Annotated in this window: 18 protein-coding genes and 1 tRNA gene; 11 read left to right on the plus strand and 8 right to left on the minus strand. The window is 34.7% G+C overall.

Features of this window, described 5'->3' with window-relative positions; translation table 11 throughout:
- Positions 1-12: 12 nt before the first annotated feature.
- Entirely contained in the window at positions 13-1062 is a 1050-nt protein-coding gene (locus QO182_RS11390) for a substrate-binding domain-containing protein (RefSeq protein ID WP_371540844.1), read from the minus strand.
- A gap of 49 nt (positions 1063-1111) precedes the next feature.
- Positions 1112-2008 (minus strand): hypothetical protein, encoded by an 897-nt coding sequence (locus QO182_RS11395; protein WP_371540843.1) that lies wholly within the window; start codon positions 2006-2008, stop codon positions 1112-1114.
- A gap of 504 nt (positions 2009-2512) precedes the next feature.
- On the opposite strand from QO182_RS11395, the gene QO182_RS11400 reads away from it, so the two are divergent.
- Positions 2513-3229, plus strand: coding sequence for a DsbA family protein (locus QO182_RS11400; RefSeq protein ID WP_371561691.1), 717 nt, complete (start codon positions 2513-2515; stop codon positions 3227-3229).
- Between the two features lie 393 nt (positions 3230-3622).
- Positions 3623-4615 carry a Gfo/Idh/MocA family protein gene (locus QO182_RS11405; protein ID WP_371561693.1) on the plus strand — a complete coding sequence of 331 codons (993 nt, stop codon included), beginning with the start codon at positions 3623-3625 and terminating at the stop codon, positions 4613-4615.
- A 55-nt stretch (positions 4616-4670) separates the two neighbouring features.
- Here QO182_RS11405 and QO182_RS11410 read toward each other — a convergent pair whose 3' ends face one another.
- Positions 4671-5174 (minus strand): hypothetical protein, encoded by a 504-nt coding sequence (locus QO182_RS11410; protein ID WP_371561695.1) that lies wholly within the window; start codon positions 5172-5174, stop codon positions 4671-4673.
- Positions 5175-5898: 724 nt separating this feature from the next.
- On the opposite strand from QO182_RS11410, the gene QO182_RS11415 reads away from it, so the two are divergent.
- Positions 5899-6771 (plus strand): AraC family transcriptional regulator, encoded by an 873-nt coding sequence (locus QO182_RS11415; RefSeq protein ID WP_371561697.1) that lies wholly within the window; start codon positions 5899-5901, stop codon positions 6769-6771.
- Between the two features lie 126 nt (positions 6772-6897).
- Here the strand turns inward: QO182_RS11415 and QO182_RS11420 are convergent.
- Positions 6898-6977 (minus strand) — tRNA-Leu (locus tag QO182_RS11420).
- Between the two features lie 216 nt (positions 6978-7193).
- On the opposite strand from QO182_RS11420, the gene QO182_RS11425 reads away from it, so the two are divergent.
- From QO182_RS11425 to pth, 3 genes are all read left to right on the plus strand, one after another.
- Complete coding sequence (locus QO182_RS11425) at positions 7194-8135, plus strand: ribose-phosphate pyrophosphokinase (protein ID WP_371540021.1); 942 nt, start codon at positions 7194-7196, stop codon at positions 8133-8135.
- 42 nt (positions 8136-8177) lie between these two features.
- Positions 8178-8792 carry a 50S ribosomal protein L25/general stress protein Ctc gene (locus QO182_RS11430; protein ID WP_371540014.1) on the plus strand — a complete coding sequence of 205 codons (615 nt, stop codon included), beginning with the start codon at positions 8178-8180 and terminating at the stop codon, positions 8790-8792.
- A gap of 354 nt (positions 8793-9146) precedes the next feature.
- Complete coding sequence (gene pth / locus QO182_RS11435) at positions 9147-9821, plus strand: aminoacyl-tRNA hydrolase (protein WP_371561699.1); 675 nt, start codon at positions 9147-9149, stop codon at positions 9819-9821.
- Positions 9822-9866: 45 nt separating this feature from the next.
- Here the strand turns inward: pth and QO182_RS11440 are convergent, their stop codons facing one another.
- Complete coding sequence (locus QO182_RS11440; RefSeq protein ID WP_371561701.1) at positions 9867-12554, minus strand: reprolysin-like metallopeptidase; 2688 nt, start codon at positions 12552-12554, stop codon at positions 9867-9869.
- Positions 12555-12705: 151 nt separating this feature from the next.
- Here QO182_RS11440 and QO182_RS11445 point away from each other — a divergent pair, with 151 nt between their 5' ends.
- The 4 genes from QO182_RS11445 (at position 12706) to bioB (ending at position 16044) form a co-directional block, all read left to right on the plus strand.
- Positions 12706-13638, plus strand: a complete 933-nt coding sequence (locus QO182_RS11445) for a bifunctional riboflavin kinase/FAD synthetase (protein WP_371561704.1) — start codon at positions 12706-12708, stop codon at positions 13636-13638.
- A gap of 115 nt (positions 13639-13753) precedes the next feature.
- Positions 13754-14191, plus strand: coding sequence for a hypothetical protein (locus tag QO182_RS11450; protein WP_371539993.1), 438 nt, complete (start codon positions 13754-13756; stop codon positions 14189-14191).
- A 231-nt stretch (positions 14192-14422) separates the two neighbouring features.
- Positions 14423-14860: a hypothetical protein gene (locus tag QO182_RS11455; RefSeq protein ID WP_371539988.1), complete on the plus strand. Its 438-nt coding sequence runs from the start codon at positions 14423-14425 to the stop codon at positions 14858-14860.
- A 98-nt stretch (positions 14861-14958) separates the two neighbouring features.
- Positions 14959-16044, plus strand: a complete 1086-nt coding sequence (gene bioB, locus QO182_RS11460; protein WP_371561706.1) for a biotin synthase BioB — start codon at positions 14959-14961, stop codon at positions 16042-16044.
- 70 nt (positions 16045-16114) lie between these two features.
- On the opposite strand, the gene QO182_RS11465 is transcribed toward bioB, so the two are convergent.
- From QO182_RS11465 to QO182_RS11475, 3 genes are all read right to left on the minus strand, one after another.
- Positions 16115-19975 (minus strand): T9SS sorting signal type C domain-containing protein, encoded by a 3861-nt coding sequence (locus QO182_RS11465; RefSeq protein ID WP_371561708.1) that lies wholly within the window; start codon positions 19973-19975, stop codon positions 16115-16117.
- Between the two features lie 377 nt (positions 19976-20352).
- A complete protein-coding gene (locus tag QO182_RS11470; protein ID WP_371561709.1) occupies positions 20353-20874 on the minus strand; it encodes a T9SS sorting signal type C domain-containing protein in 522 nt (173 codons plus the stop codon).
- Between the two features lie 16 nt (positions 20875-20890).
- The gene (locus QO182_RS11475; protein WP_371561711.1) at positions 20891-24022 is read right to left on the minus strand and encodes a PKD-like domain-containing protein; all 3132 of its coding nucleotides are present in this window, start codon (positions 24020-24022) and stop codon (positions 20891-20893) included.
- A gap of 679 nt (positions 24023-24701) precedes the next feature.
- Here QO182_RS11475 and QO182_RS11480 point away from each other — a divergent pair.
- A complete protein-coding gene (locus tag QO182_RS11480; RefSeq protein WP_371561713.1) occupies positions 24702-25181 on the plus strand; it encodes a regulatory protein RecX in 480 nt (159 codons plus the stop codon).
- The last annotated feature ends 495 nt before the right edge of the window (positions 25182-25676 follow it).

Raw genomic sequence — 25676 nt, forward strand, 5'->3', positions numbered from 1 at the left:
AGTTTTATAATATTAAAACAATGCTTTTGGATTGTAATATTGTGCAGCATTTTCTTTAGTAATCAATAATGGCGCTGTATAAGATTTTTTAGCAAAATCTCTTTTACCATTAATATATTGAATTGCAGCTTCAACCGCATTTTTTCCAATTTGAACAGGACTATTCATAGCAGTACAACCGTAGAAATCAGTATCCATAATGTATTTGATTGCTTCTTTTTGACCATCGGCACCTGCAACAATTAAGATGTCGTTTGTTTTTCCAGCCTGAGCAATCGCTTTAATAGCACCCAATACGCAAACATCAGATTCTGTAATTACAACATTCACATCTGGATGAGCAACTAATATATCTTCCATAGCTTTCAAACCACCAGCATATGTCCACTCTGTGTACATTTGTGTTACCACATTAAGATCAATATATCCTAAACTTCTTAATTGCTCCTCAGTAATACCCTGTAAAAGTCCTTGTTTACGAGTTAGTCCAACAGGATTTCCTGCATTCCCACTCAATAAAGCAATTTTCATTTTTTTAGAACCAAACTTTTTAGCAACCCATTCTCCAGCTAATTGTCCGTTAGCTAAGTTATCAGATTGAATTGTAGTCACAAATTCAGCTGAAGGATCTATAGAACTATCGATGATGAATACTGGAATATTAGCAGCTTTAGCCACTTTAGTAACCGCAACTAATGCCATAGGATCTTTTGGGTTCAATAATAAAGCGTCAACACCTTTAGTGATCAAATCTTCGACAGCAGCAATTTGCTTATTGATATCTCCTTGACCGTCAGCAGATAAAAACTCCATTCCGTTACCCTCGGTATTTTCTTTGATACTTGTTAAAAGTGCTTGATAATAAGGAGCGTCTAGTGATGGAGTACAATATCCTATTTTCATCCCTTTTAAATCCTTTGCACTTTCAATTTTAGTAATCTCTGCATTACTGGATTTAATTTCCTTTGTTGCATCTTTACCTTTATCGATACAGCTAGCTAAACTAACCGTTATGGCCATTACTAATAATGGTTTAATTGATTTCTTTAAAAAATTTTTCATGGTTTTTTTGTTTTTGTAATCGTTAATAAATTTAAAAAAATAAGTGCTGTTAAAATATTCTTAGATCAACCTGCAAAACTGCTTTTTCCTTTTCGGGATTCCACATTGCAGTAACCTCAACTGGTAATACAAAACCAGCCGCTTTTATTTTTCTTGAATAAACCGCACCTACATTAATGATATTTCCTTTGCCTTCAGTATAGAATGTTTTATCAGTGATAAAAGACCAAGCACCACCAGCAAATAAACTCAGGCTATTGTTATCCTGCTCCCATACTTTACTTTTTACTTCAAAATAATGTGTGTAGGAATCCTTCAATGTCCCGTTTGCTTGCACCTCATAATCACCAGATCTTCCAGCAATTATAGTCGCTAAATACAATGAAGTACTCTTAGTAACCTGATAACCAAAGTTTAAATCTACAAAATTATATCCTTGTGTTTTATCGTAACTCCAATAATGTAATTTATCCCCTCTTTCCTCAACACCAGTATAGTTGTTATGAGAAACCGCTTCAATGAAAAATTTATCAGTAATATGGTAAGAAGTATAAATAGACAACTCTTTGTAACTCGCATTGATTTGCTCTCCATTGTAATTTGTTGTAGTAGTCGCCGAAAAACCAGCTCCACCCCAAAGACCAAAAGTGAATTTCTTATTTCTAGAATTGTATTCTAAATTAGTAGCAAGCATAGGGGCTGGCGTTACTACAAATCCATGCCATGTATGCATGTTCTTTAAATGCAGTCCTATATTGAATGATTTGTATTCATCCTCAACCATAGAAGTTTTTTGAGTGTCCTCTTTTTTCCCCTCCTGCGCTTGAACAGCACTATGCGAGAGAAATAAACCTACAGTTAAAAGTTTAAAAATTAATTTGCCATTAGGTTTAAATTGCCCCGCTAAAAAAGTAGCGCTTTTCGATTTTAACATTAATAATTTCATATTTGATATTTTTGGCTCGGCTTGTTTTTATAAAACGTATTATTTACGTTTATTTAAAACAAAGATATAATTATATTTGACATATCTAAAAATATTTTACTTTATAAAAACAGTAAATGCAATTAAATAGACTCTTTTATATTATTTTACCACGTAATATATGGTATTAACAAGAATACTTTATTACGTAAAAAATACGTCTTATAAATTATAAAAGTAAGAAAAATCAACTATTACGATATCGCTACACGTAAAAAAAAAGATTTTTTTTATGTTAAAAAAAGCTCCAACAGCTAATAAAACCATAGTACAACTAGACCAATTATTATCGATTTTAACCTCAATAATCGAACTCTCCCCCTATTCATTTTCCAAAAATCTATAACGAGATGAATCCCCTATTCCGCAAACGCTATTCAGAAATACAAATCCCAATAAAATCATAAACCCAATTACAAATCATTTATTTATTACTACATTTGTATATACAAATATTAAATAAAGATGGAAAATAAATTAAAAGTACAAATCTGGTCGGATATTATGTGTCCTTATTGTTATATAGGAAAAAGAAGAATTGAAGGAGCTTTAGCAGAGTTTCCTCATGCAGCTAATGTAGAAATTGAATGGAAAAGTTTCCAACTCGATGCTAGCTTTGTTGCATCTGAAGATGATAATATGGTCGAGCATCTAGCCGAAAAATACCGCAAAGACAAAGAATGGGCTCAAGAAATGATGGATAGCATGACTCAAAATGCTAAAAACGCAGGATTGGACTTTCATTTTGAAAAAGCTATTATGGCTAATTCTTTCAATGCACACCGACTTTTACACTTGGCAAAAAAATACCACAAGTCAAATGAATTAGAAGAATTATTGTTTAAAGCCTACCTTACAGATGGCGAGAATGTAGACGACATTAAGACTTTGACTAATCTAGGTACCCTTGTTGGACTTGATGCAACAGAAATCAACACCGTATTACATTCAGATGAGTACGGAACTGCAGTAAAAGAAGATATCGAAATGGCACAGAAAATAGGAGTTCAAGGGGTTCCTTTCTTTGTTTTCGACAATAAATATGCAGTTTCTGGCGCTCAGCATGTTGAAACATTCGTAAAAACACTGGAAAAAGTGTGGGAAGAAGGTGATTTCGATTCAAAAGTGACCTTAATAGAGACAAATGACGGAAACAGCTGCGGCATTGATGGTTGCGACTAAACATTCGATACAAATCAAAACTCAAATTCTTAAACATCGCTAAAAGTGGGTATTGCACAACCTCATTCTTCTTTGTTTCTTTATTAGAATACAGTTCATTATCAATAATTCAGTGTTTTAAAGATCATTTACGAAACGAAAAAGAGACTCAAAAAGGATAAGAAGCTGCAACAAAATACAACACAAACAAAGCGGCACACTTTTACATCGGTGGTTTTTTCTTAATTACCACTAGCCTATCAGTATTAGCATTGTTGTTAAAGCTGTATGTAGAATAAGTTGAAAAGAATATAGATCAAAAATAAAAGAGACTGTTTCAAAATAAACTTGAAACAGTCTCTTTTTCTTATTTTAGCCTTTATATAAACGCTATTAGAAACAAAAAAGAACTGAATGTCAAATTCAAATAAAGAAACAACTATTGTTCGCTGGGGAATACTAGGCTGTGGTAATGTAACCGAAAAGAAAAGTGGACCCGCATACCAGAAAACAGCCGGCTTTGAGATAGCAGCAGTAATGAGAAGAGACAAGGACAAAGCGGCCGATTACGCCAAAAGACATGGTATAAAAAAATATTATACTGACGCCGATAAGCTAATTAACGACCCTGAAATTGATGCCATTTATATCGCTACTCCCCCAGACAGCCACAAACTATACGGTCTAAAAGTAGCCGAAGCAGGTAAAATATGCTGTATCGAAAAGCCATTATCACCAAGTTACGAAGATAGCAATGCGATATACGAAGCCTTTCGAGAAAAAGACCTTCCGTTATTTGTTGCTTATTATAGAAGAACTTTACCTCGTTTTGAGCAAGTAAAAAACTGGCTAGAAACTAACAGTATCGGTGAAGTCAGACATATCAGCTGGCATTTTAGCAGACCAGCCTCTGAGCAGGATTTATCAAGAATCTACAATTGGCGCACTGATGCGAAAGTAGCAACCGCAGGCTATTTTGATGATTTAGCAAGTCATGGCCTTGACCTATTCAATCACCTACTAGGAGACATTCAAGAAGTTTCAGGGAATAGTCTTAATCAACAAGGACTGTATTCAGCTAACGATGCGACTACAGCATGCTGGATTCACGAGAAGGGAATAACAGGAACAGGAAGCTGGAACTTTGGCTGTTTCACGAGAGAGGACAAGGTTTCCATCTACGGAAGTAAAGGTAAAATTAAATTTTCCATTTTTAACGACGAAAATATAATCCTTTCAAATGAAGATGGAAAAACATCACTCTTTATCGCACACCCAGAAAACGTACAATTCTACCATGTAAAAGCAATGAAAGAACAACTATCAGAAAACACTATGCATCCTTCAAATGGAAAAACAGCAACACATACCAGCTGGGTAATGGATCAAATTACAAATAATAGATAACAAAAAAAAACAGCTCAAAAAATTGAGCTGTTTACTACTTAAAAAAACAAACTATTTATAATTTAGCCGAAACCGTTTTAACCATGATACCATCAGCATAAGAGACAACAAACGTATACTTGTCACGCGGAAACATTTGAATGTCAAAAAACTTACCTACATATTGCTCGTTAGTGGTCATACTGTACATTTCAGCTCCACCCTCATTGTAGATTTTAACAGTAACAGGCTCTTCCTTAGAATTTAAAACACTTAACGAAACCACACCATTATTGTTCACAAGCATAGGTTTATAAACTACTGATTCTGCCGTTTGTTCCAAAGTAGCCGTTTCTCCAACAACAGCTATTTTATACCTAGCTATTTTTATATCAGATTCTGCTTCTAAGAAATAAGTCCCTTCAGGTAAATTGTTCAGATCATATGTTCTGTTAATACTTCCTTTTGACTTAATACTTTCTGAATGAATCAGTTCTTTATTTGCATCATAAATAGACAATTCAACATTATCCATTTTATCTAAAGCAAAAATTACCGTCTTTCCTTCTCCTTTTTTCACATTTAGTTAAAAGTCTACCTCTGCAGCTTGTACATTCATAGCTGTTAATACTACTAACAATACCAAACCAAATTTTAAGATCTTTTTCATAATTAAAGTTTTTAGATTTATAATCCTTTTAACTATTACAAATCTACAGCATCCATTTCGTTGAATATAATGCAGGTTTTTCACGATTATACGGTATTTTACCTTTTACGAAAACGATAAAGCACACTATTTTTGAATATTTCGCAATAATCTTATTTTTGCAAAATCGGATAAAAAATGAAGATTCCTATTTTTAACCTGCTTTTTAAACACATTTGACAATTAATACGGAATTGCTTTTTCAATCTGAAAAATTAAACTAAATAACACAATTTTACCTTACCAAGAACCGCAACCAAAACCACTAACGCTAGGAAATGCAACATTTGATAAAAACGCTTTTTATTTCTTAAAAAAAAAATGCAGCGTTATTACAGACAGTTATATACTATTTAAACAAACATTTTACCTCCATTATAAGGACAAGTACAAAACAGTTATGATTTGCTGTACCGCTAATACCTCAAAAGAGCAACGTTTGTATTATAACTCATAAACTACAGCAAGCGCATTACGCATTATGCATCATTTTTACACTTTACCGTTATTTTATCACTAACGAAATCGATAAAGGTTAAATACATTAACAAATTCGCAATGTTTCTTATCTTTGCATAAAAATAAATCAAAACAAATGAGACCTATAATACCTAACCTAAAAATTATAGTTCCTTCCTTTGGGAGTTCATTTTCTATATCAAATCACGAAAAAAGCAATAACGACCATAACAATCAGTGGCACTACCATCCAGAAATTGAATTAGTATACCTTAGTACTGGCTCAGGTAAGCGACAAGTAGGCAATCACCTTTCTTATTTTCATGATGGTGACCTTATATTAATAGGTAGCAATTTACCACACTGCGGTTTTAATAGTGAAGAGACCGATCATTCAAGAGAAACAGTTATCCAAATGAAGCCCGACTTTTTGGGCGACCACTTTTTTGATGTTGCAGAAATGGCTAACATCAAAAACCTCTTTAACAAAGCAAAACAAGGGATTCTATTTGGAGACCGTATTAAAAAAACTGTTGGACCTCAGATCGAAGCACTATCCACTTTGGATCCTTTAGCACGTTTGCTTGGTATACTCACTATTCTTAATGAGCCAGAACTATCTAATGACAGCACCATCTTAAATGCAGAAGAGTTTACAATTGAAACACAAATGAAAGACAATGACCGAATGAGTCTAGTTTACAATTATGTTAAAGATCATTTTCAGGAAAATATTGCACTTGAAGAAGTAGCCTCTTTAGTATCGATGACTGTACCCTCTTTTTGTAGGTACTTTAAAAAAACCAGTAACAAAACGTTTACAAAGTTTGTAAATGACTATCGTTTGGTCCACGCCTCTAAATTACTGGCCGAAAAACAAATTAACATCGCCGAGATATCCCATGAAAGTGGCTTTAATAATTTAGGACACTTTAATAAATCATTCAAAGATTTCACTGGGAAAAGTGCCTCGCAATACAGACAGGAATTACGACTGGTAATGAGATAACAAAAAAAAACATGTCTTTCTTTTTAAAGACAACATTACTATAAAGTGTAAATCATAAATAAAGACTTCGCAATACCAGAATAGTATAAAACTAAAAAAACCGCTTCTTTCGAAGCGGTTTTTAAGTACCCGGAGCCGGAGTCGAACCGGCACGGTTTCCCACAGGTGTTTGAGACCAGCGCGTCTACCAATTCCGCCATCCGGGCTTAGCAGACAGAAGTAACAACAGTTACTTCACGCAATAAAGAGATATTTAGTGGTAGCCAAACATCTTTTTCCTTTAACACGCTGCAAATGTAAAAAATAATATTAAAAGTTCTACTAAAAAATCTTAATTTTTTCCTTTCACAGTTGAATAAATTTCATAAATTTGCAGCTCGTTAAAAACGAGACACACAACTAACTACAAAACAACAAATTAAATGTCACACCTAGAACCAGAAGCTAAAATTTTTGCTTGTTCAAAAAGTGTATACCTAGCTGAAAAGATCTCCGCAGAATACGGAATCCCACTAGGTAAGGTTACAATGTCAACCTACAGTGATGGTGAGTTCCAACCTTCTTATGAAGAGTCTATCAGGGGGTTACGTGTATTTATTGTTTGTTCCACTTTTCCAAATTCAGACAATCTGATGGAATTGCTACTTATGATTGATGCAGCAAAACGTGCTTCAGCAAGACACATTACTGCTGTAATACCTTACTTCGGTTGGGCAAGACAAGATAGAAAAGACAAACCTAGAGTTCCGATAGGAGCAAAACTAACAGCAAAATTATTAGAAACAGCCGGAGCAACTAGAGTAATGACAATGGATTTGCACGCAGATCAAATTCAAGGTTTTTTTGAAAAACCAGTGGATCACCTTTTTGCCTCGACTATCTTTTTACCTTATGTAAAAAGTTTAGGATTAGACAATTTGACGATCGCTTCTCCAGATATGGGAGGTTCAAAAAGAGCATACGCTTATTCTAAATTTTTAGAATCAGATGTTGTAATCTGTTACAAACAGAGAAAAGCGGCAAACGTTATCGGCACCATGGAATTGATTGGTGAAGTTAAAGGTAAAAATGTAATCTTAGTAGATGACATGATTGATACCGGAGGAACTTTGGCGAAAGCCGCTGATTTAATGATGGAAAAAGGAGCATTGAGCGTAAGAGCAATTTGTACTCATGCCATCTTATCAGGAGACGCCTACGAAAAAATAGAAAATTCTAAATTATTAGAATTGATTGTTACTGATTCTATTCCTTTAAAGAAAGAATCAAAAAAAATAAGAGTGTTGAGTTGTGCGCCACTTTTTGCCGAAGTTATGCACATGGTACATCATAATAATTCCATCAGTGGGAAGTTTATCATGTAATCACAAACAAGTAGAATATTTAATAACTATATAATTTTTACAATGAAATCGATTACAATTAAAGGATCAGAAAGAGAAAGCGTGGGAAAAGTTGCGACTAAAGCCTTACGTAATGCTGGAGCGGTTCCTTGCGTGTTATACGGAGGAGATCAACCAGTACATTTTTCAGCAGAAGAAAAAGCATTCAAAAGCTTGGTTTACACTCCAAACGCTCACACAGTTGTGATTGACTTGGAAGATGGAAAATCATTCAATGCAATTCTAAAAGACATCCAGGTTCACCCTGTGTCTGACAAAATTTTACATATTGACTTCTTTCAATTATTTGATGACAAAGAAATCACTATGGAAGTTCCTGTGAAAGTTGTAGGTACATCTAAAGGTGTTCTTGCAGGTGGTGTTTTACGTTTGAACACTCGTAAACTGAAAGTAAAAGCTTTACCAAAAAATCTTCCTGATTTTATTGAAGCTGACATTACTCCACTTATGATGGGGAACAAATTGTACGTTACGAAACTTGTTTCTGATAACTACAAATTGATTCACCAAGACAACACAGTTGTTGCTCAAGTAAGAATTTCTCGTGCAGCGATGAAAGCAGCTCAAGAAGCAGCAAAAGCAGCAAAAGGAGCTCCTGCAAAAGGAAAGAAAAAATAATATTTTTTCACTCATATTTAAAAGCATCAGTTGTAAAACTGGTGCTTTTTTTATTTAGTCTATATCCTATAAAGCCTTCCGGATGGTTTCTCACTCTTAAATACACCTCCCCTTCCAGAACTCATTTTCCCTCTTAATTATTAGGAGCACATACCTTTCTTTTTACCACAACAGCAGTCCCGCTTTCCATTACAATCTTTTTGCCCGCCAAAAATGGCAAGCAAAAAGGATTTTTATTACAATCGGGGCTATTTTACAACGTTTTTCCATCCTTAGAAAACACCTTCAGCCTACCCCTCCAAATTAACTAATTATCTCATTGACAAATTATCTAATTAAGTTTACTTTTGCAGTATGCTTAAATGGATATCAGATATATTTTCATCAAAACAAAAAGAAGACCAGACCGATTGTATGAAACCGGAGGTTCACGAACACCAAAAAAATAATATAGAAAGCGTGAGTAAGAAATTTTTAATAGTAGGACTAGGAAACATAGGCGCTGAATATGTCAATACACGCCACAACATTGGATTCAAAATATTGGACCATTTTGCCAAAAAAGAACAGCTCTCCTTCCAGACCGTGAAACTAGGAGCGCTAGCTGAGTACAAATTTAAAGGAAGAACCTTTTTTCTTTTAAAGCCAAACACTTACATGAATTTAAGCGGAAAAGCGGTACAATACTGGATGGATAAAGAAAATATTGCTCTTGAAAACATTATGGTCATTACTGATGATTTGAATCTGTCTTTTGGAACGATTCGTATCAAACCAAAAGGAAGCGATGGAGGACATAACGGCTTAAAAAACATTAATCTGATTTTGAACACCAATCAATATACAAGATTCCGTTTTGGCATTAGCGACGAATTCAAAAAAGGAAAGCAAATCGATTATGTTCTCGGGGATTGGGACGACACAGAGAAAACAGCATTACCAGAACGATTAGAAATGGCATCCGAAATTATCAAGTCATTTGGAACCGCTGGCCTGGAAAACACCATGACCACGTTTAACGGAAAATAAAAAAAAGGGAAACATGATTACACGTTTCCCTTTTTTTATTTAAATTTATTTGATTATAAGCTTTTTAACTTCTTTTCTATCACCGTCAATAACAGTTAATAAATAAACACCCGCTTGAATATCTTGCAACTGAATATTTTTATTGAAGTTGCTATTATTTTCATATTCCTTATCAAACAATTTTCTTCCTAACAAATCGTGAATCAAGACCTTTACTTCACTATTAGATTGACTTGTAAATTGAATATTAAAATTCCCCTTGTTCGGATTTGGGTATAGCACAAAATCATCAATATTAAAATCTTCAGCTGATAATACCGTGTATGAATTTGTACAAATAGCAATAGAAGCAGAATTTAGTTTCCCCTTATCATTCAAATAGGCATCTCGAATTCTAAATGTCCAGTTCCCCGATGGATTTTCCCCGTTAAAAGCTGCTAATGCTTGAAAAGGAGCGACATTTTGCAAGGTAGTTGTACCGCAAACAATATCTCCCCCCAAATCATCGTATTTCAATAACAACGTACCATTTGTACTTCCACAGCTTCTATCAAACAGCTTTACCGTTGTACCTTGTGGACTAACGATTTCCATCTCGACATCTGATAAATAAGTATGGGTAAAACTTACGTTAAAATCTACATCACTCACAGTAGCAGTAGTAGAAGGAACATTAATAACTCTTGTTGTATAAGCTGCTTGCTCTGGAATATCAAAGGGAGCTGTAAATGTATAGGTATTACAGCTAGATACAACTGAATACCCGATAGCAAAAGCAGTACTATTTACTGCGTAATAAATATTACCCACCGGCTCTATTAAAATCCTGCAATTCTTGGCATTAACATTTGGAACAGTGATAGCCTCAGAACCATCGTTTAGCGTATTTGAAGCCAATGTAGTAGGAAAGGTTAATCCACCATCAATTGACAATTTTATATTAACATTAGCCGACCCCGTTAAGGTATTGGACCCGTTTACACTCCATGTTATCGTTTGTGAACCTCCTCGAACCCAGCTAATGTTAACGCTATTTTGCGACGTTACCGCAAAAGGTCCAACTTTTCCGCTCACATTTACAATCATTTCATCAGAATTGGTTTGGGCAGTTCCCTGAGCAGCATTATCCCTTCCTGTCAATACAAAATGAAGGGTTCTAGCCACAGTTGCTACAGATTCCCATTTACTAGTCAATTTATTAGCCAGTACATTACTATATGATGGCATGTACCTTATAGAATAAGCACTAGGATATAAAGATCGAAACAAAGGACCATCAGGTTTTGTAGAAACAGCCAAACTATTATCTGCAGTGGACACCACCGCAGCATCATTCTGCTCCCAAGTATAGGTAACTACATCTCCTTCAGCATCTAACCCTGTTCCTTTTAAAATAAATGCGGTTCCATTAGGAATAGTATAATCTACTCCAGCATTTATTATAGGAGGATTATTAATAATTGCCGTACTCACAGGACAAGTTTTTGTCGCAAGGTTAGTTTGAATTTGTAAAATACTAACATATGCAAAATAATCATCAGAACTAGCCTGAACATCATAATCATTTGTAATACCCGCATATCCCATAATGGTCGAACCACTTCCCGGTTCAACATTTACATTTACAGACGTATTTTCTAGCTCATGTGAAAACGTATGATTTGCCCCCAACTGATGCCCAATTTCATGGACAACAAAATCAATATCAAAATTATCGCCTTGTGGAATCCCATCTGCAGGCGAAGTATAAGCACTTCCTTTTCCCAATGGAACACTAATTGACGGCGACTCACACACACAACCAATGCATCCTGCATTTCCACCTCCGCCGCTAGCCCCAAATAAATGACCAATGTCATACTTGCTATCCCCAATCACATTCGTTAATGTTGTTTGAAGCTCTTGGCTCCAAGCACCATTACCTCCTGCAGCTGCCTCTGAATAAGGATCAGTAGCCGCATCAATATATACGACAACGTCATTATTAGCAACAAGAATCAATTTAATCGCTAAGTCCCTATTCAATATACCATTTACTCGAGACATCGTAGCATTCATTGCCGCAAGTGCATTCGCCTTATTCCCACCGTGATAAGCTGCGTATTCCCCTGTACAAGACAATGCCAATCGTAAAGTTTTAAAAACCTTATTGTTTGCTGCTATCTTAGCAGTTTTGCTTAACAATTGTTTATTTAAAGTCACATCATCCGTTTTACACACAAATGGTAAAACCCCACTGTCACTTTCCTTAGAAGAAAAAAGGACGTATAAAGATGGATCCTCCTGAGAAGTTTCAATAAATTCTGATCCACTATCGGCGCGCAGAATCATCGTTTGCAATCCTTTTGGCGACAAGCTAAAGTTAAGTAACGCTTTTGGATCCGTAACCCCTACTCCTGCATAACCTTTAATATCAGGATACTTAGCCTGTAGTTCTGGCTCGAAATTAGAAGACTCATAAACCAAAAATTTTTCTAAAACCCCATTTAAATTTGGAATCAAGATTTCGACACCACTTCTTTTTGATGTCCTATCTTGGGCCGAAATCAACGTTTTTTTTAATCTATTCTCGTCTAATTGAAAAAACAATTGTTGATCTGAGCTAGGATTACCTAAGATTTTACCACTATTTGATACTATTCCTTGACCTACCTTTTTCCAGGGCGATTCATTTTGAGCATGGATTGGCAAATACCATACAAAAAGAAATAGGATAAGAGCAGTATTTTTCATGGTTACAACATATTAATTTTTCAAAATTAAAGTATTTAATTTTAAATTTTAAAAAATTTATTTAATTTTAGAATTTCTGTAAAAATCAATTCTTGATGCTGTCCCATTTAAAATAGATAGTATAAATTTGCGTAACCATAAAATAATTCAATTGAAGATTTTTAACTCTATAAAAGATTTCAGCACCACAAAAAAAACGATTCTTACATTGGGTACTTTTGACGGTGTCCATATAGGACATCAAAAAATCCTAGAAAGAGTTATTGATAATACTGCAGCCGACAAATACGAAAGCCTTGTTCTTACTTTCTTCCCTCATCCTCGAATGGTTTTACAGGAGCAATCTGATATAAAATTGCTAAACACCATTGACGAAAAAATTCAATTATTACAGAAGTTAGGAATTCATAATCTTGTTATACATCCTTTTGATGAAGTTTTCTCTAAATTAACTGCCGAAGATTTTGTACGAACGGTTCTAGTCGATCAATTTGACATCCGTAAAATAATCATTGGTCATGACCATAGATTTGGGAGAAATCGTACAGCAAATATCGATGACCTTATTGGTTTTGGACAAAAATATGGGTTTGAGGTTGAACAAATATCTGTACAAGAAATAAATGATCTTTCGGTAAGCTCTACAAAAATCAGGAAAGCTTTATTAGAAGGAGATATGGTTTTGGCTAATTCCTACTTAGGTTATGAATACTTTTTGTCTGGAACTGTTTTTAAAGGAAAACAATTGGGAAGAACTATTGGGTTCCCCACCGCAAACATAGAAATAAAAGAAGACTATAAGCTTATTCCGCTTAATGGGGTTTATATCGTTAAAAGCATCATCAATCAAAAAATTGTTTTCGGAATGATGAACATCGGATTCAACCCCACGGTATCTGGAGAAAAATTATCAATTGAAATTCATTTTTTAGATTTCGATACTGATTTGTATGACCAAAAATTAACGGTTTCAGTACTTAAATACCTTCGTCCTGAACAAAAATTTGAATCCATTGATTTATTGACTAAACAATTGGAGAAAGATAAAAACGCCACGATAGCTTACGTAAGTGAACTTGGATAATTAATAAAAAATTTATTAGTACTTTTCATAAAATATATCAAGTTTTTACGTAAATTTGATATATAACACCCTGTTTATCAAAGAAGTATTTTTTAAACTTTTTAAAACCAAGGATATGAAACTACCAAAAGAATTATACAACGGAATTATTATTTTTATCGGAATAGGCCTTTATTTCTTATTAATGGAGGTATTAAATCTCTCTAATTTATTTTATTTAAGATTCCTCAATATTGTTTTTGTTTATTACGGAGCAAATAAAACTTTAAAATCAAATTACCTAGAAGGAAAAACCGTTTTATCACACAATGCCATTTCTGCATTTCTAACCTCATTGATAGGTATTTTTTTAAGCATCGCCGCACTACTATCATATATCTATGCAAAAGGAGGTGACAGTTATATTACACAATTATCAGACACCTTTCTATTTGTAGGAACGCCAACTGCAGTCACCTATACTATAACGCTTCTGATCGAAGGAATTGTCTCTGCCTTGACCGTAACTTTTATATTAATGTTGTATTGGAAAAATCGTTATCCCTCAGATTAACTATGTTATCCAACCGAAATCAAAACTAACGACTTAAAGTCTTAATTTCGCCACATTAAAATAAAAAAGATTTCATAAGCTTCAATATTTAAAAAAAAACCTACGTGATTAAAAAAAAAGACAGCCATCGCAATAGGAGCTAAATTTTTTATTAGCATCTTAAACGTTCAATGTCTTTTACAATTCAAAAAAAAATAGTCACTGAACGAATTTTAACTTTTAAAAAAAACTATGAAACTACCTAAAGAATTATTAAATGGATTACTTATTTTTATTGGAATTAGTGCTTATTATTTATTAATGGGCGCATTGGGTTTTTCTGAATTATTTTACTTGCGTTTCCTGAGTGTGTTTTTTATTTTTTATGGAATAAACAGGACAATAAAAATGAATATCGCCGAAGGAAAAAGAAACATAGCAACAGATTCAGCATCTGCACTAATTACAGGAATTATAGGTGTGTTTCTGAGTATTATTGGAATAATTATTTTTGCTTATATGAATGGAGGAGACACCTATGTAAATTCGCTGCCAAAAACCTTCTCACTAGGAGGCGACCCCTCTTTAACTAAGTATTCTATTTCTTTGCTTATTGAAGGAATCTCTTTTTCTGTGATTGTTACCATGTTGTTATTATTCTACTGGAACAACAAACTAACATCTGATTAAATATGAAAGAAGTAAAATAAGGTCGATCCACTTTTTAAAACTATTGCGATGATTCTTTAGAACAAATTAGCTAATTTTGAGGTATCAAAAAAAGCACAATGAGCATCACAAAGCACAACTGGTCGAAAGAAGAAATTATTACAATATACAATAAACCTATGATGGATTTGCTTTTCGAAGCAGCTTCAATTCATAGAGAACATCACGATCCAAACGTAGTTCAAGTGTCTACTTTACTATCTATTAAAACAGGTGGATGTCCAGAAGATTGTGGCTATTGTCCGCAAGCAGCAAGATACCATACTTCGGTAGAAGGAAATGATTTAATGACAGTAAGCCAAGTAAAAGCGCAAGCTTTGCGAGCAAAATCAAGCGGATCATCAAGAGTATGCATGGGAGCTGCTTGGAGAAATGTAAAAGACGGCCCTGAGTTTGATCAAGTTTTGGAAATGGTTCGTACCATTAACAAACTGGATATGGAAGTGTGCTGCACACTTGGAATGATAACTGAGAATCAAGCCCATCGTTTAGCCGAAGCTGGTTTATATGCCTACAATCACAACCTAGACACATCTGAAGAGTATTATAAAGAAGTTATTTCTACTCGCGGATTTGAAGACCGTTTACAAACGATAGAAAACGTACGTAAAACGAATGTTACAGTTTGTAGTGGGGGAATTATAGGTATGGGAGAAAGTGTTGAAGACAGAGCAGGAATGCTTGTTGCGCTTTCTACTTTAAACCCACAACCAGAATCTGTACCTATCAATGCTTTAGTAGCGGTTGAAGGAACACCAATGGAAGAAGAAAAGCCAGTTGAAATCTGGGAAATGATACGTATGGTTGCAACAACACGTATTATTATGCCAGAAACACAAGTTCGTTTATCTGCAGGTAGAATGAATATGAGCCGTGAAGGACAAGCAATCTGCTTTTTTGCAGGTGCTAATTCAATTTTTGCAGGAGATAAATTACTAACAACACCAAATCCAGACGTTAATGAAGACATGAAAATGTTTGAATTACTAGGGCTGAACCCACAAAAACCATTTACTAAAGTTTCTCAACCAGCAACAGTTGAAGCCGAAAATTCTCAGTTTGCGCCATTAGGCGAAAAACCAAAATGGTCAAGACCAGGACATGTAATTGAAAAAAATCTTGAAGCTTCGGCCAAAGGAAAATAAAAAATTGAACTATATAAAACCATCTTATTTCTATAAGATGGTTTTTTTATGCAAAATAGATTTTAAATAATTAATAGACTACCTTTTTCAATAAGGTGCGGCCATTTTGTAAAATAATACTAAGAAATAATAGTTGGCGACCTGATTGTAAATTAGAAACAAGTAAATGAGTGCTGTTTACATTGTTCTTCTGATAGAGTTGTTTGCCTGAAACATCGTAAACTATAACTCTATCTATGTATTCAATAGAAGAGTTAATTTTTAACTGTCTGTTCTTTGAAAAAACAAAGACATCGTCGTCAATCACATCAACGTTATTTGTTTTTAATGTTTTATCAGTATAGCGTAAGACAAAGCGATCATTAAAAGTCCCCTTTACAGTAGAAAAATTATAAGACGACTCTTTTAGATTATGGGTCGAATTGTTCAGTTTATCAACAATATAGATTTGCTGCTCCTTTAACGCACCATCAACTTCATCTATCTCAATGGTATAATTTCCATCCACAGTTGTTTTAAACCCTAAAGCTACCTCATCTTGATCATTAAAAGGCAAACCTTTAGCTTGTATAACTAAGTTTTTCCCTTCACAAATACTATAAAAATCTATATACTGATTAGCCGTAAAAGTGGTTCCATCTAAAAAAGTGTCATAACCATCAGTTGCGTCAGTCATATATCCTACTAACATTTGCTTGAATGCTCCGCTCGCATTAGACATATTTAACCAAGCCCTATGCTTTTCAACTGACGCAAACTCTTTCTGTTTTTGAGAGGAAGTCATCTTAAAGAAATTAGAATTCTGCCCCACAACACGCATCTTATTACTAAATTTCACCGTTCCTCCTGCACTTAGCGCTGCTATGAAAAAAGATTGGCCTGAAGCCAATTTCCCATCTGGTCTAAAATTATTAACCCCCACATTTTTTGACGGGTTAGTACCAACACCTCCTAATAAATTATAAACAGCATAATCATCAGAGGTATAAACATTATTAGTAATAGGCGTATTATGAGACCACAGATAAACTGTTCCTTTCAATACAGCAGCATTCTCTATTAAAAAAACATCTAAATTTACGGCAGATGGATAAGGATTACCTATTAGGTTAAAACTCGATACAGGCCCAAGAGTAATTGTCTTTTCACCATTATTAGGAATACCTTTAAAACTAGCTTCATAAACAGCTCTTGTCACCGTCGAGAAACTTTCCGGTCCTCGAATAATATATCCCTTACCAGTTTCCATTATTTTACTCGGATCTTCTACAAGCCAATTATTAGAACTCGGATTAAATGAAAAGAACTTATTCGAACTTGTTTCAGGAGAGGTGTTGTAAAGCGATTGATTAGCCACGGGAGAAGACCAATAGGTATAATCAGATCTAAAAATGGGTGTTGTTTTCCTCTTTAACAAAATAGTTCCAGTATTGACAATTTCATCATCTGACTGATAGAGTGAGGCATTATTTTCTAAGACTAAGGTCCCTGCACCCGAATAATCAAAGATCAAAGACAACGAATTACCAGCAAGAGTAGTGACCGTCTTAGCTGCCGCAATTACACAAGAACAAGCATTATAAGTATTTAAACCTGAGAAATCATTGTTAAACACAAGCGTTTTGTCTACCGTAGGCAAACCATTGTCCCAGACAGAGCCATTCCAGACTGAACTATTTACACACAATTTTATACGGGCAACACGGTGCTTAGACACACCTGAAACCGAATTAAAACTCCCTCCTATTATTAATTTGTTATCCGCAGTAAAGCAACTACTGAATAAAGTATTATTTAAGTCCACTGAGAAAGTGGTGTCATACACTCCATTCCTCAGCAAACGTGCCATTCTTTTAACTCCTGTTCCATTATAAGTCCCCGAAAAAGTCCCCCCGATTAGAATACGGTTATCTGCTTGTACCAAAAGTGAACGTACTTCGCCACTACTTAATCCTGTCCCCATTGCAAAAGAAGTATCTAAAGACCCATTCGCATTCAATCTTAAAACCCGCTTCGCAGCGCTACCCCTATAATTTAAAAATATACCACCAACAATAAGTTTATTATCAGACTGAACCGCTAACGCATAAACATTTTTATCAAAACCAACCCCAACAGAAAATCCGCTATCTAAACTTCCGTCAGAATTCAAACGAGCAAGTCTATTATAACTACTTCCATTAAAGTTTGAGAAGCGACCACCCACTACAATTTTACCATCTGACTGTACCAAAACGGCCTCTACTATTCCATCTGCACCCGCACCCACATTAAAACTGGTATCAAGAGCGCCGCTTGGCAATAATCGAAGAACTCTATTGGCTACAGCTCCATTAAAAAGAGTAAAATTTCCAACAACAATAATTTTTCCATCTGTTTGCATAGCAAGTGCATATATCAGATTATTTGCAGCTGTTCCAATCGAAAAGGACGGGTCAATGGCACCATTAGACAATACTCTTGCAATCCTATTCACACTTACACCATTATAACTAGTAAAACTTCCTGCTATTACTATTTTACCGTCTTGTTGAATGATGGCACTTCTAATAATATTATTGGCATCTACAGCCGATGAGTTAAATGTGGGGTCCAATGTTCCGTCTTCTTGTAAACGGGCAATTCGCGCAGAACTTACTCCATTAAAAGTAGTAAAGCTTCCAAAAACCATCGTTTTATTATCAGCCAAAGGAAGTACTTTATATACGGTGTTATTAAAACCTACCCCAGGAGTGAGGTAAGCTGTATCTAAGGTCCCGTCAGGTTCTAGTTTAGCAAGTCTTCCCTGATTTTGAGATTCGAAAACAGAAAAAGAACCTCCCACAAACCACGAACCATCGGCTGCATTCTCTATAGCGTAAACTGCAGCACTTGAAGGTCCCGAACCAATATCAAAGCCTGGAACAATCATCCCATTGCTATCTAATAACACTAATCTATTGACATCTGTACCATTGTATTTTTTACTAAATGATCCTCCAACCATAATATCACCATTAGAAACAACTTTAATCACATTTACCCCGTTGTCACTAAATCCAGTTCCCGAAGCAAAAGTTGCGTCTAAGCTACCGTCAACATTCAACCTAACAATCCTATTTGCTGTAATACCATTGTACATTGTAAAAACTCCTCCTACCAGAATCTTTCCATCAGCTTGTATAGCTAAAGCTGTTACATTCTCATCAAAACCACTACCAGTTGCAAAACTAGTATCAATACTACCATTAGCGTTAAGCCTAACAATTTTATTATATGGCAAACCATTAAATGTAGTAAACCAACCCACTACAATAATTTTACCATCCGCTTGCACTTTTAATTCGTTCACAAGTCCACCTGCACCCGAACCTATTGTAAAAGTAGGATCTAGACTTCCATCAGCTAAAAGTCGAGCCACTCTGTTTGTAGTTGTTGTATTAAATTTTGTAAAACTCCCCACAACTATAATTTTGCCATCTGCCTGCTGGGCAGTTGCATATACTATACTACTAGTAAACCCTAAACCCGTATTAAAAGAAGTATCAAGCGAACCATTACTATTGAGTCGCACCAATCTTCCTACTGCCGTGCCATTAAAATGCGTAAAAGAGCCTCCAATAATAATTTTACCATTATCTTGTAATAATGTGGAATATACTTTCCCATCAACACTGCTTCCTAAATTAAAAGAAGCATCGACTGTGCCGTCTGGTTTTAACCTAGTTAAATAAGGCAATGAAATACCATTAAAATATAAATATTCACCACCTACAATAAGATCCCCATCAGGTTGTAAAGCAACAGCCCTAACTGTGTTGTCAAAACCATCTCCTTGAAATCCATCATCAGCGGTGTTAAATGTAGTATCTAACATGCCTTGCTGTGCCATAATACTTCCCGAAAAAAGTAAACATATCAAAAGTAAATAACAACGTAGTTTTGCATTCATAACGAAAAGGCATTAAAGATTAATACTGAGAAAAGACATTTTTTTAAGTAAGAAAACTGCTTTTAATTTTTTTAACTCAGTATTTACTGAACCAGCCATTAACAAACAATCTCTTATAAAAGTATTCTTATTATTCTCTTTCTACAATACCCACTTTTAGTGATTTTTAAAGTATAAAACACTGAATTTAAATACATACCAATAAAAAAGCATTAGCTATTTAAATCTGTAAAATATTTTCAAAACACAAGCTTTGTTTTAAATCTATGAACCCAATAAGAAAAATTGTTTCACTACAAAACCTTACTTTTTTAAAAAGCAACACCCCATTACACAATCGTATAATGGGGTGTTCTTTAACAGCTGTAAGTGTATGTTTAAAATATAATCTTCTTAGTAACTACGCTATTATTTTGTAGCAAAACCTTGACGATTAAAACTTGATCAGTATTTCCCATGTTGCTAATGATAAATTCATTTTTGTCTATTTTTGATTTTAAGAAAATTTGCTTCCCTGTTACATCATAAACAAATACTTTGTCAATATAATCTATTGATGCATTAATTTTGATTTCCTTATTTTTACTTGTAATCACAACTTGATTTTCTAACACCTCAAAATCATTAGTTGCTAAAGTTACTTTATCAACATAACTTAATACAAAACGCTCATTGAAAGTCCCTGTTTCGGTGGTAAAAGTATAAGGCGCTAGACTTAGGTCTTGGATTTTATCCAATAGTTTGTCTTCTAAATAAATTTTCTTATTGACAAGAAAACCATCCACTTCATCGATCGCTATTTTAAATGCTCCAACAATAGTGGTTTTATAACCCAATAGTACTTTATCATTATCATCAAACGGCAAGGCTCTTCCCTGGATAACCAAATTTTTATCCATATTTATACTATAAAAATCAATATGTGTTTTCATTGAAGCTGACTCCATCATAGACATTATCAAACTCATTTGTTGCGCCGGTAATATAACCAACCAAGGTTTGTTTAAAAGCACCTCCAGTGTTTGTTAAATTTAACCATACCCTATTTTTCTCAATAGTATTACTAGTTTTTGAATTTGAGTTTATTTTAAAAAACTGTGAATTATCTAGAATAGCCTCCTCGTCACCTACTACCTTATATCGCATATAGTTTTTAAACACTGCAGTTTTACCCGATGCTATACTAGTTGCAAAAAAGGCCTGTCCAGCTGCAATTTTACCCGAAGGCTTATATTTAATTTCATCAACTGAGGAATCATCACTTTTAGCTTTTGTACTAACACCTCCACTTAAGTTATACGAAGCGTAATCATTCGAAGTATAAGCTAAATCTCCAGAACCTGCAGTTCCTGTCTCAAGTTCACCTCTTAACGTTATAGGGGTAAAATGCGTCCAGAAATAGATAGTTCCCCCTAGCACTTCCTTACTTCCATCATTTTCATCATTTTTACTATTATAAAGTAAAAACTTATCAGCATCTATAGCCGAAGGATAAGGGTTTCCTATTAAATTAAAACTACCAGAATCACCTACGGAGATAGGAATACTACCATTATTAGGGATGCCCTCAAAAGTTCCCGTAAAATCCCCAGCTACATCTTGTCTTATTATATACCCTACGCCAAGCGTCATATCAGCTGTTGCAGGCACCCTCCAGTTTTTTAACGCTGTGTTCCATAAATATTTAGTGGTTGAAGACAAATTAGCTAATTTCTGACCTGCTACCGGACTAGACCAGTAAACATAATCTTTAGCTTTAATTCCAGTGACCGCTCGATTATAAATTATATCCCCTTCATTTACAGCAGTATCATTTATTTGAACTAAACTAGCGTTGTTTTCAAAAATAAGTTTCCCCGAAGCTAAAACCTCTACTTCATTAACAATTTTCATCGTTTTTCCAGACTTAATTGTAACTTCTTTGCCCCCTGTTACTTTACATGAGCAACCATTTACATCGGCATCCTCGTTATAATCATCAGCAAAAACAATTTTTTGATCAGTTGTTGTAGCTCCATTATTCCAAGAACCGTTACCCCAAGAATCGTTGCTCCAAGTATTGGTAACAATAGAAGTGGCCTTTATTTTAATATTTGGAGTAGCGTCTGACGTACAGCCTAAATCATTAGTGACTGTAAAGTTATAAGTATCTTCTGTTAACCCATCAATTGTTATACTACTTCCACTTCCCGAAATTCCACCAGGATTAATTATCCAGTTTCCTGATGGTAAACCAGTCAATACAACACTTCCTGTTGGAATAATACAATCTGGTTGAGTGATTGTGCCAACTGTTGGGGTGGCTACGATTGGATTAACCGTCACTATTAAATTAAATGGACTTCCTGAACAACCTAATGTCGATTTTGGAGTTAAAATATACGTAACATTAACAGCTCCTGCCGTTGTATTTATTAAGGTTTCTGTAACTCCTGTCGCTTTAACAACTCCTGTTCCTGATCCTGCAGCATTACTAATTCCCGCTACAGTTGATCGACTCCAATCAAATGTACTCCCTGTAGATGTGATTGGCCCACTTAAATATGAAATCCCACTACATGTTGTTCCTGTTGCCGGTGCTGTTATTGTTGGATTAGCATTTACCGATGTCGTATTTGTTGCTGGAACACTACCAGCACAACCTTGACTATAATTAACCGTAACCGTTTTACTTCCAATTGTCAACCATTTTAAAGTTACACTGGCATTACTTGCACTAATCCCTCCTGATATTATCGTAAAATCTGTCTCAGAAATTCCTGGAACTGACCACACATAACCAGACATTCCTGTCTGCGTTGCGTAAGTCACATTTGTATTTAAACATGTACTCGTTCCTGGTTGTGAAGTATATGTAGGAGTGGGCGCTGAACCTAAAGTAACCCAAAATTCATTACCTCCATTATTAGTGCCACAAGCATTTTTAGATTTAACAAGAATATTTCCAGATGTTGCTACTGAATTGAATGAAAAACTTGCAGAAAGACCATCTGCAGCAGGTGTAATTACTACTCCAGAACCACTATAAGACCAATAGTAAGAATAAGAACCAGAAACAGGACTTGCTATATAATTTGCAGTTGTGTTTTGACATTGACTAGCTGAACCAGTTATTACCGCAGCTACACCCGGATCTTTAACAACATAAAGATTTCTTGTAACGGAATATTCTGGACAACCAGAAGAGCCTCCGCCTACTTTGTATGTAATGGTAACAGTTCCTGAATTATTCCAGTCTGATGTTATCACTCCAGTACTAGGATTTACAGTTGCAATAGAAGTATTACTACTAGACCAGGTTCCTCCAGATACTGTAGAACTGAAAGATGTTGTTTTATTCGGATTATAGGTACACAAGTATTGAATTCCTGATAAAGTCCCTGCAGATGTTGAACACCATGACACAACAACTAAACCATCACCACCTTTACCACTTGATTTACCATCTTTTTTTCCTCTACCTCCACCTCCACCTCCATTTACTCCATCAGCACCATCACCCGAAGTGCCACCTGCTGCTCCCCCAGTTCCATTTGCATTACCAGCGTCTCCACCATTTCCACCACTATTTTTATTCCCACTGCCTCCCGTACTACCGTTAGCAGTAGTCCCATTGCCCCCGCTTCCACCACTAACACTAGTAGCTTTTTTTCCTCCATTTGCAATTAAATAACTTCCATCAAAACTTGAATAACCACCATCCATATTTTCAGTACCTCCAGAACCTATAAATATTGGGTATCCTTTTCCTTCATCAACTGGCAATGTTATTTTACTATATCCGCCGCCCCCACCGCCATTTTGCCCAACACCACCACCTACATCGCCGCCACCACCGCCAGCACCCCAAACTTCAACAGTGATACTTGTTACTCCTGAAGGGACCGTGAAGATATTAGTTGCGGTAGAATTTCCTGAAACATAATAAGTTTGTGGAGAAGTCTGCCCAAAACTAGTTGTAGCAACCAGCATCAAGCAAATAAAAAGGAATAAATTAGTTGTTTTTGATATACAAAAAAGGGTATTCTTGGGGTAAAAATTCTTCATGTGGTATTTATTGATTTCGTGGTAAATCTTTTAGCAAATGGTTTTTTTGTAAGAAAAAAAACTATTTGCTATTGTGCGCTAATTAACTAAAATAGATTTTGGCAAAAAAATAAACTCGCTCATCTGTACTTTTTATTCGTTAAAGTACATGTATTAGAAAATTCTTACAAAATAATAATTTCACCGTTTCTCTAATTTTAATCACTTAGTAACAAACTTATTTACATAAGAAACATACCCTTGGTTGTGTCAATTTTACCCTTTTTTTTGATTCTAAAGCACAATTACTCTTAAAGAAAGGAACGCACTTCCTCCACGCTTTTCTCAAAATTAAAACTGAATTTATTAAGCTAAAAAATTTAAATTAATGCACATTTAGACAGGCTTAAAATGCGAACAATGAGAAACCCACACTACAGAGAGAACTATAAAAATAGAGATGCTATTATAAGATTTCATGAACTAATATAATTATAATACCAATCTATTAAACACTTTAACATTAGCACTATATTTCAATTTAGAGAAATCAAAAAAGGGTCGAACAGTACTAGCTTAACAAGCCAACATCCTTTTAAAAAGACATGAAACTCAAGCAAAAGTCATATTATTTGTAAATCCAATTAAAAACCCGAAATTTGAATCCAAAACTTCTAATAATATCAAATTTAAACCGAGCATGAACGATGTATATTCCATTAAAGACGCCACAAAAAAAATAGAACACTATTGTGCGTATCAGGAACGTTGTCATGAAGAAGTAGAGTCTAAACTGCGATCTATGAAAATGGACTCAGATGAAATTGATCAAATTATTGCTAGACTCATATCTGACAACTTCCTTAACGAAGAGCGCTTTGCTTGCAGTTTTGCGCGTGGAAAACATCGTATTAAACATTGGGGAACTATCCGGATTACAAACGAGCTTAAATTCAGAAAAATAAACTCTCGTTTGATTACCACAGCTCTTAAAGAAATCACTCCAGAAGAATACTTAGAAACTTTTGAAAAACTATCCAATCGCACTTGGGAAAACATCTCTGAGACCAATGCTTTAAAAAAGAGAAAGAAATTTTGTGATAATTTACTCCGTAAAGGATTTGAGAGTAATTTAGTTTATGAAAAAGTAAAAGAATTAGAAGCGATGGAACGCGAATGAGACAGATTTTACTTTTAAACATATAAGTCATATAAGTATTTCCTGAAAATGCAGTTAAAACGCTCTTTAGTAAATGATATAAGATCATATAAGTGGCGTATAAACGAAATATAGATCGAAAAGATAAAAAAGTCAAAGAATTAGAGGCAATGGAACACGGATGACACGGATGTTGCGGATCAAAACGGATTTTTTTTTAAATCAGTGGAAATCTATTAAATCTGCGGTAAAAAATAGCGCTGAGATATTTACTTTTTTTATGAGCTTCGTGTGGAAAAATGATATGCATTGCTCAAATAGCACCACACAAAAGTATCTTGATGAAAAACAGGAAGAGACACGCTATGTCAAGTGAACGTAAAAAGAGTATACAAAATCCAACACTAAATTAGCATTATTATACACCAGTTTATAAATCCTGGTACCATCTCATAAAGTGTGTAAGTTAAAAAGTTATTCTGAAAATTTGAGCTAACTCAAAAGCTCAAAAATTTT

The sequence above is a fragment of the Flavobacterium sp. Arc2 genome (genome assembly GCF_041431385.1).
Lineage (GTDB): Bacteria > Bacteroidota > Bacteroidia > Flavobacteriales > Flavobacteriaceae > Flavobacterium.

Excerpts from the sequence above, each read along its gene's own strand:
- QO182_RS11470 (WP_371561709.1), bottom strand. The coding sequence starts at position 20,874 with ATGGATAAAAATTTGGTTATCCAGGGAAGAGCCTTGCCGTTTGATGAT.
- QO182_RS11465 (WP_371561708.1), bottom strand. The coding sequence starts at position 19,975 with ATGAATGCAAAACTACGTTGTTATTTACTTTTGATATGTTTACTTTTT.
- QO182_RS11415 (WP_371561697.1), top strand. The coding sequence starts at position 5,899 with ATGAGACCTATAATACCTAACCTAAAAATTATAGTTCCTTCCTTTGGG.
- QO182_RS11425 (WP_371540021.1), top strand. The coding sequence starts at position 7,194 with ATGTCACACCTAGAACCAGAAGCTAAAATTTTTGCTTGTTCAAAAAGT.
- QO182_RS11455 (WP_371539988.1), top strand. The coding sequence starts at position 14,423 with ATGAAACTACCTAAAGAATTATTAAATGGATTACTTATTTTTATTGGA.
- QO182_RS11475 (WP_371561711.1), bottom strand. The coding sequence starts at position 24,022 with ATGAAGAATTTTTACCCCAAGAATACCCTTTTTTGTATATCAAAAACA.
- QO182_RS11480 (WP_371561713.1), top strand. The coding sequence starts at position 24,702 with ATGAACGATGTATATTCCATTAAAGACGCCACAAAAAAAATAGAACAC.
- QO182_RS11395 (WP_371540843.1), bottom strand. The coding sequence starts at position 2,008 with ATGAAATTATTAATGTTAAAATCGAAAAGCGCTACTTTTTTAGCGGGG.
- QO182_RS11400 (WP_371561691.1), top strand. The coding sequence starts at position 2,513 with ATGGAAAATAAATTAAAAGTACAAATCTGGTCGGATATTATGTGTCCT.
- pth (WP_371561699.1), top strand. The coding sequence starts at position 9,147 with ATGCTTAAATGGATATCAGATATATTTTCATCAAAACAAAAAGAAGAC.
- bioB (WP_371561706.1), top strand. The coding sequence starts at position 14,959 with ATGAGCATCACAAAGCACAACTGGTCGAAAGAAGAAATTATTACAATA.
- QO182_RS11390 (WP_371540844.1), bottom strand. The coding sequence starts at position 1,062 with ATGAAAAATTTTTTAAAGAAATCAATTAAACCATTATTAGTAATGGCC.
- QO182_RS11430 (WP_371540014.1), top strand. The coding sequence starts at position 8,178 with ATGAAATCGATTACAATTAAAGGATCAGAAAGAGAAAGCGTGGGAAAA.
- QO182_RS11405 (WP_371561693.1), top strand. The coding sequence starts at position 3,623 with ATGTCAAATTCAAATAAAGAAACAACTATTGTTCGCTGGGGAATACTA.
- QO182_RS11440 (WP_371561701.1), bottom strand. The coding sequence starts at position 12,554 with ATGAAAAATACTGCTCTTATCCTATTTCTTTTTGTATGGTATTTGCCA.
- QO182_RS11450 (WP_371539993.1), top strand. The coding sequence starts at position 13,754 with ATGAAACTACCAAAAGAATTATACAACGGAATTATTATTTTTATCGGA.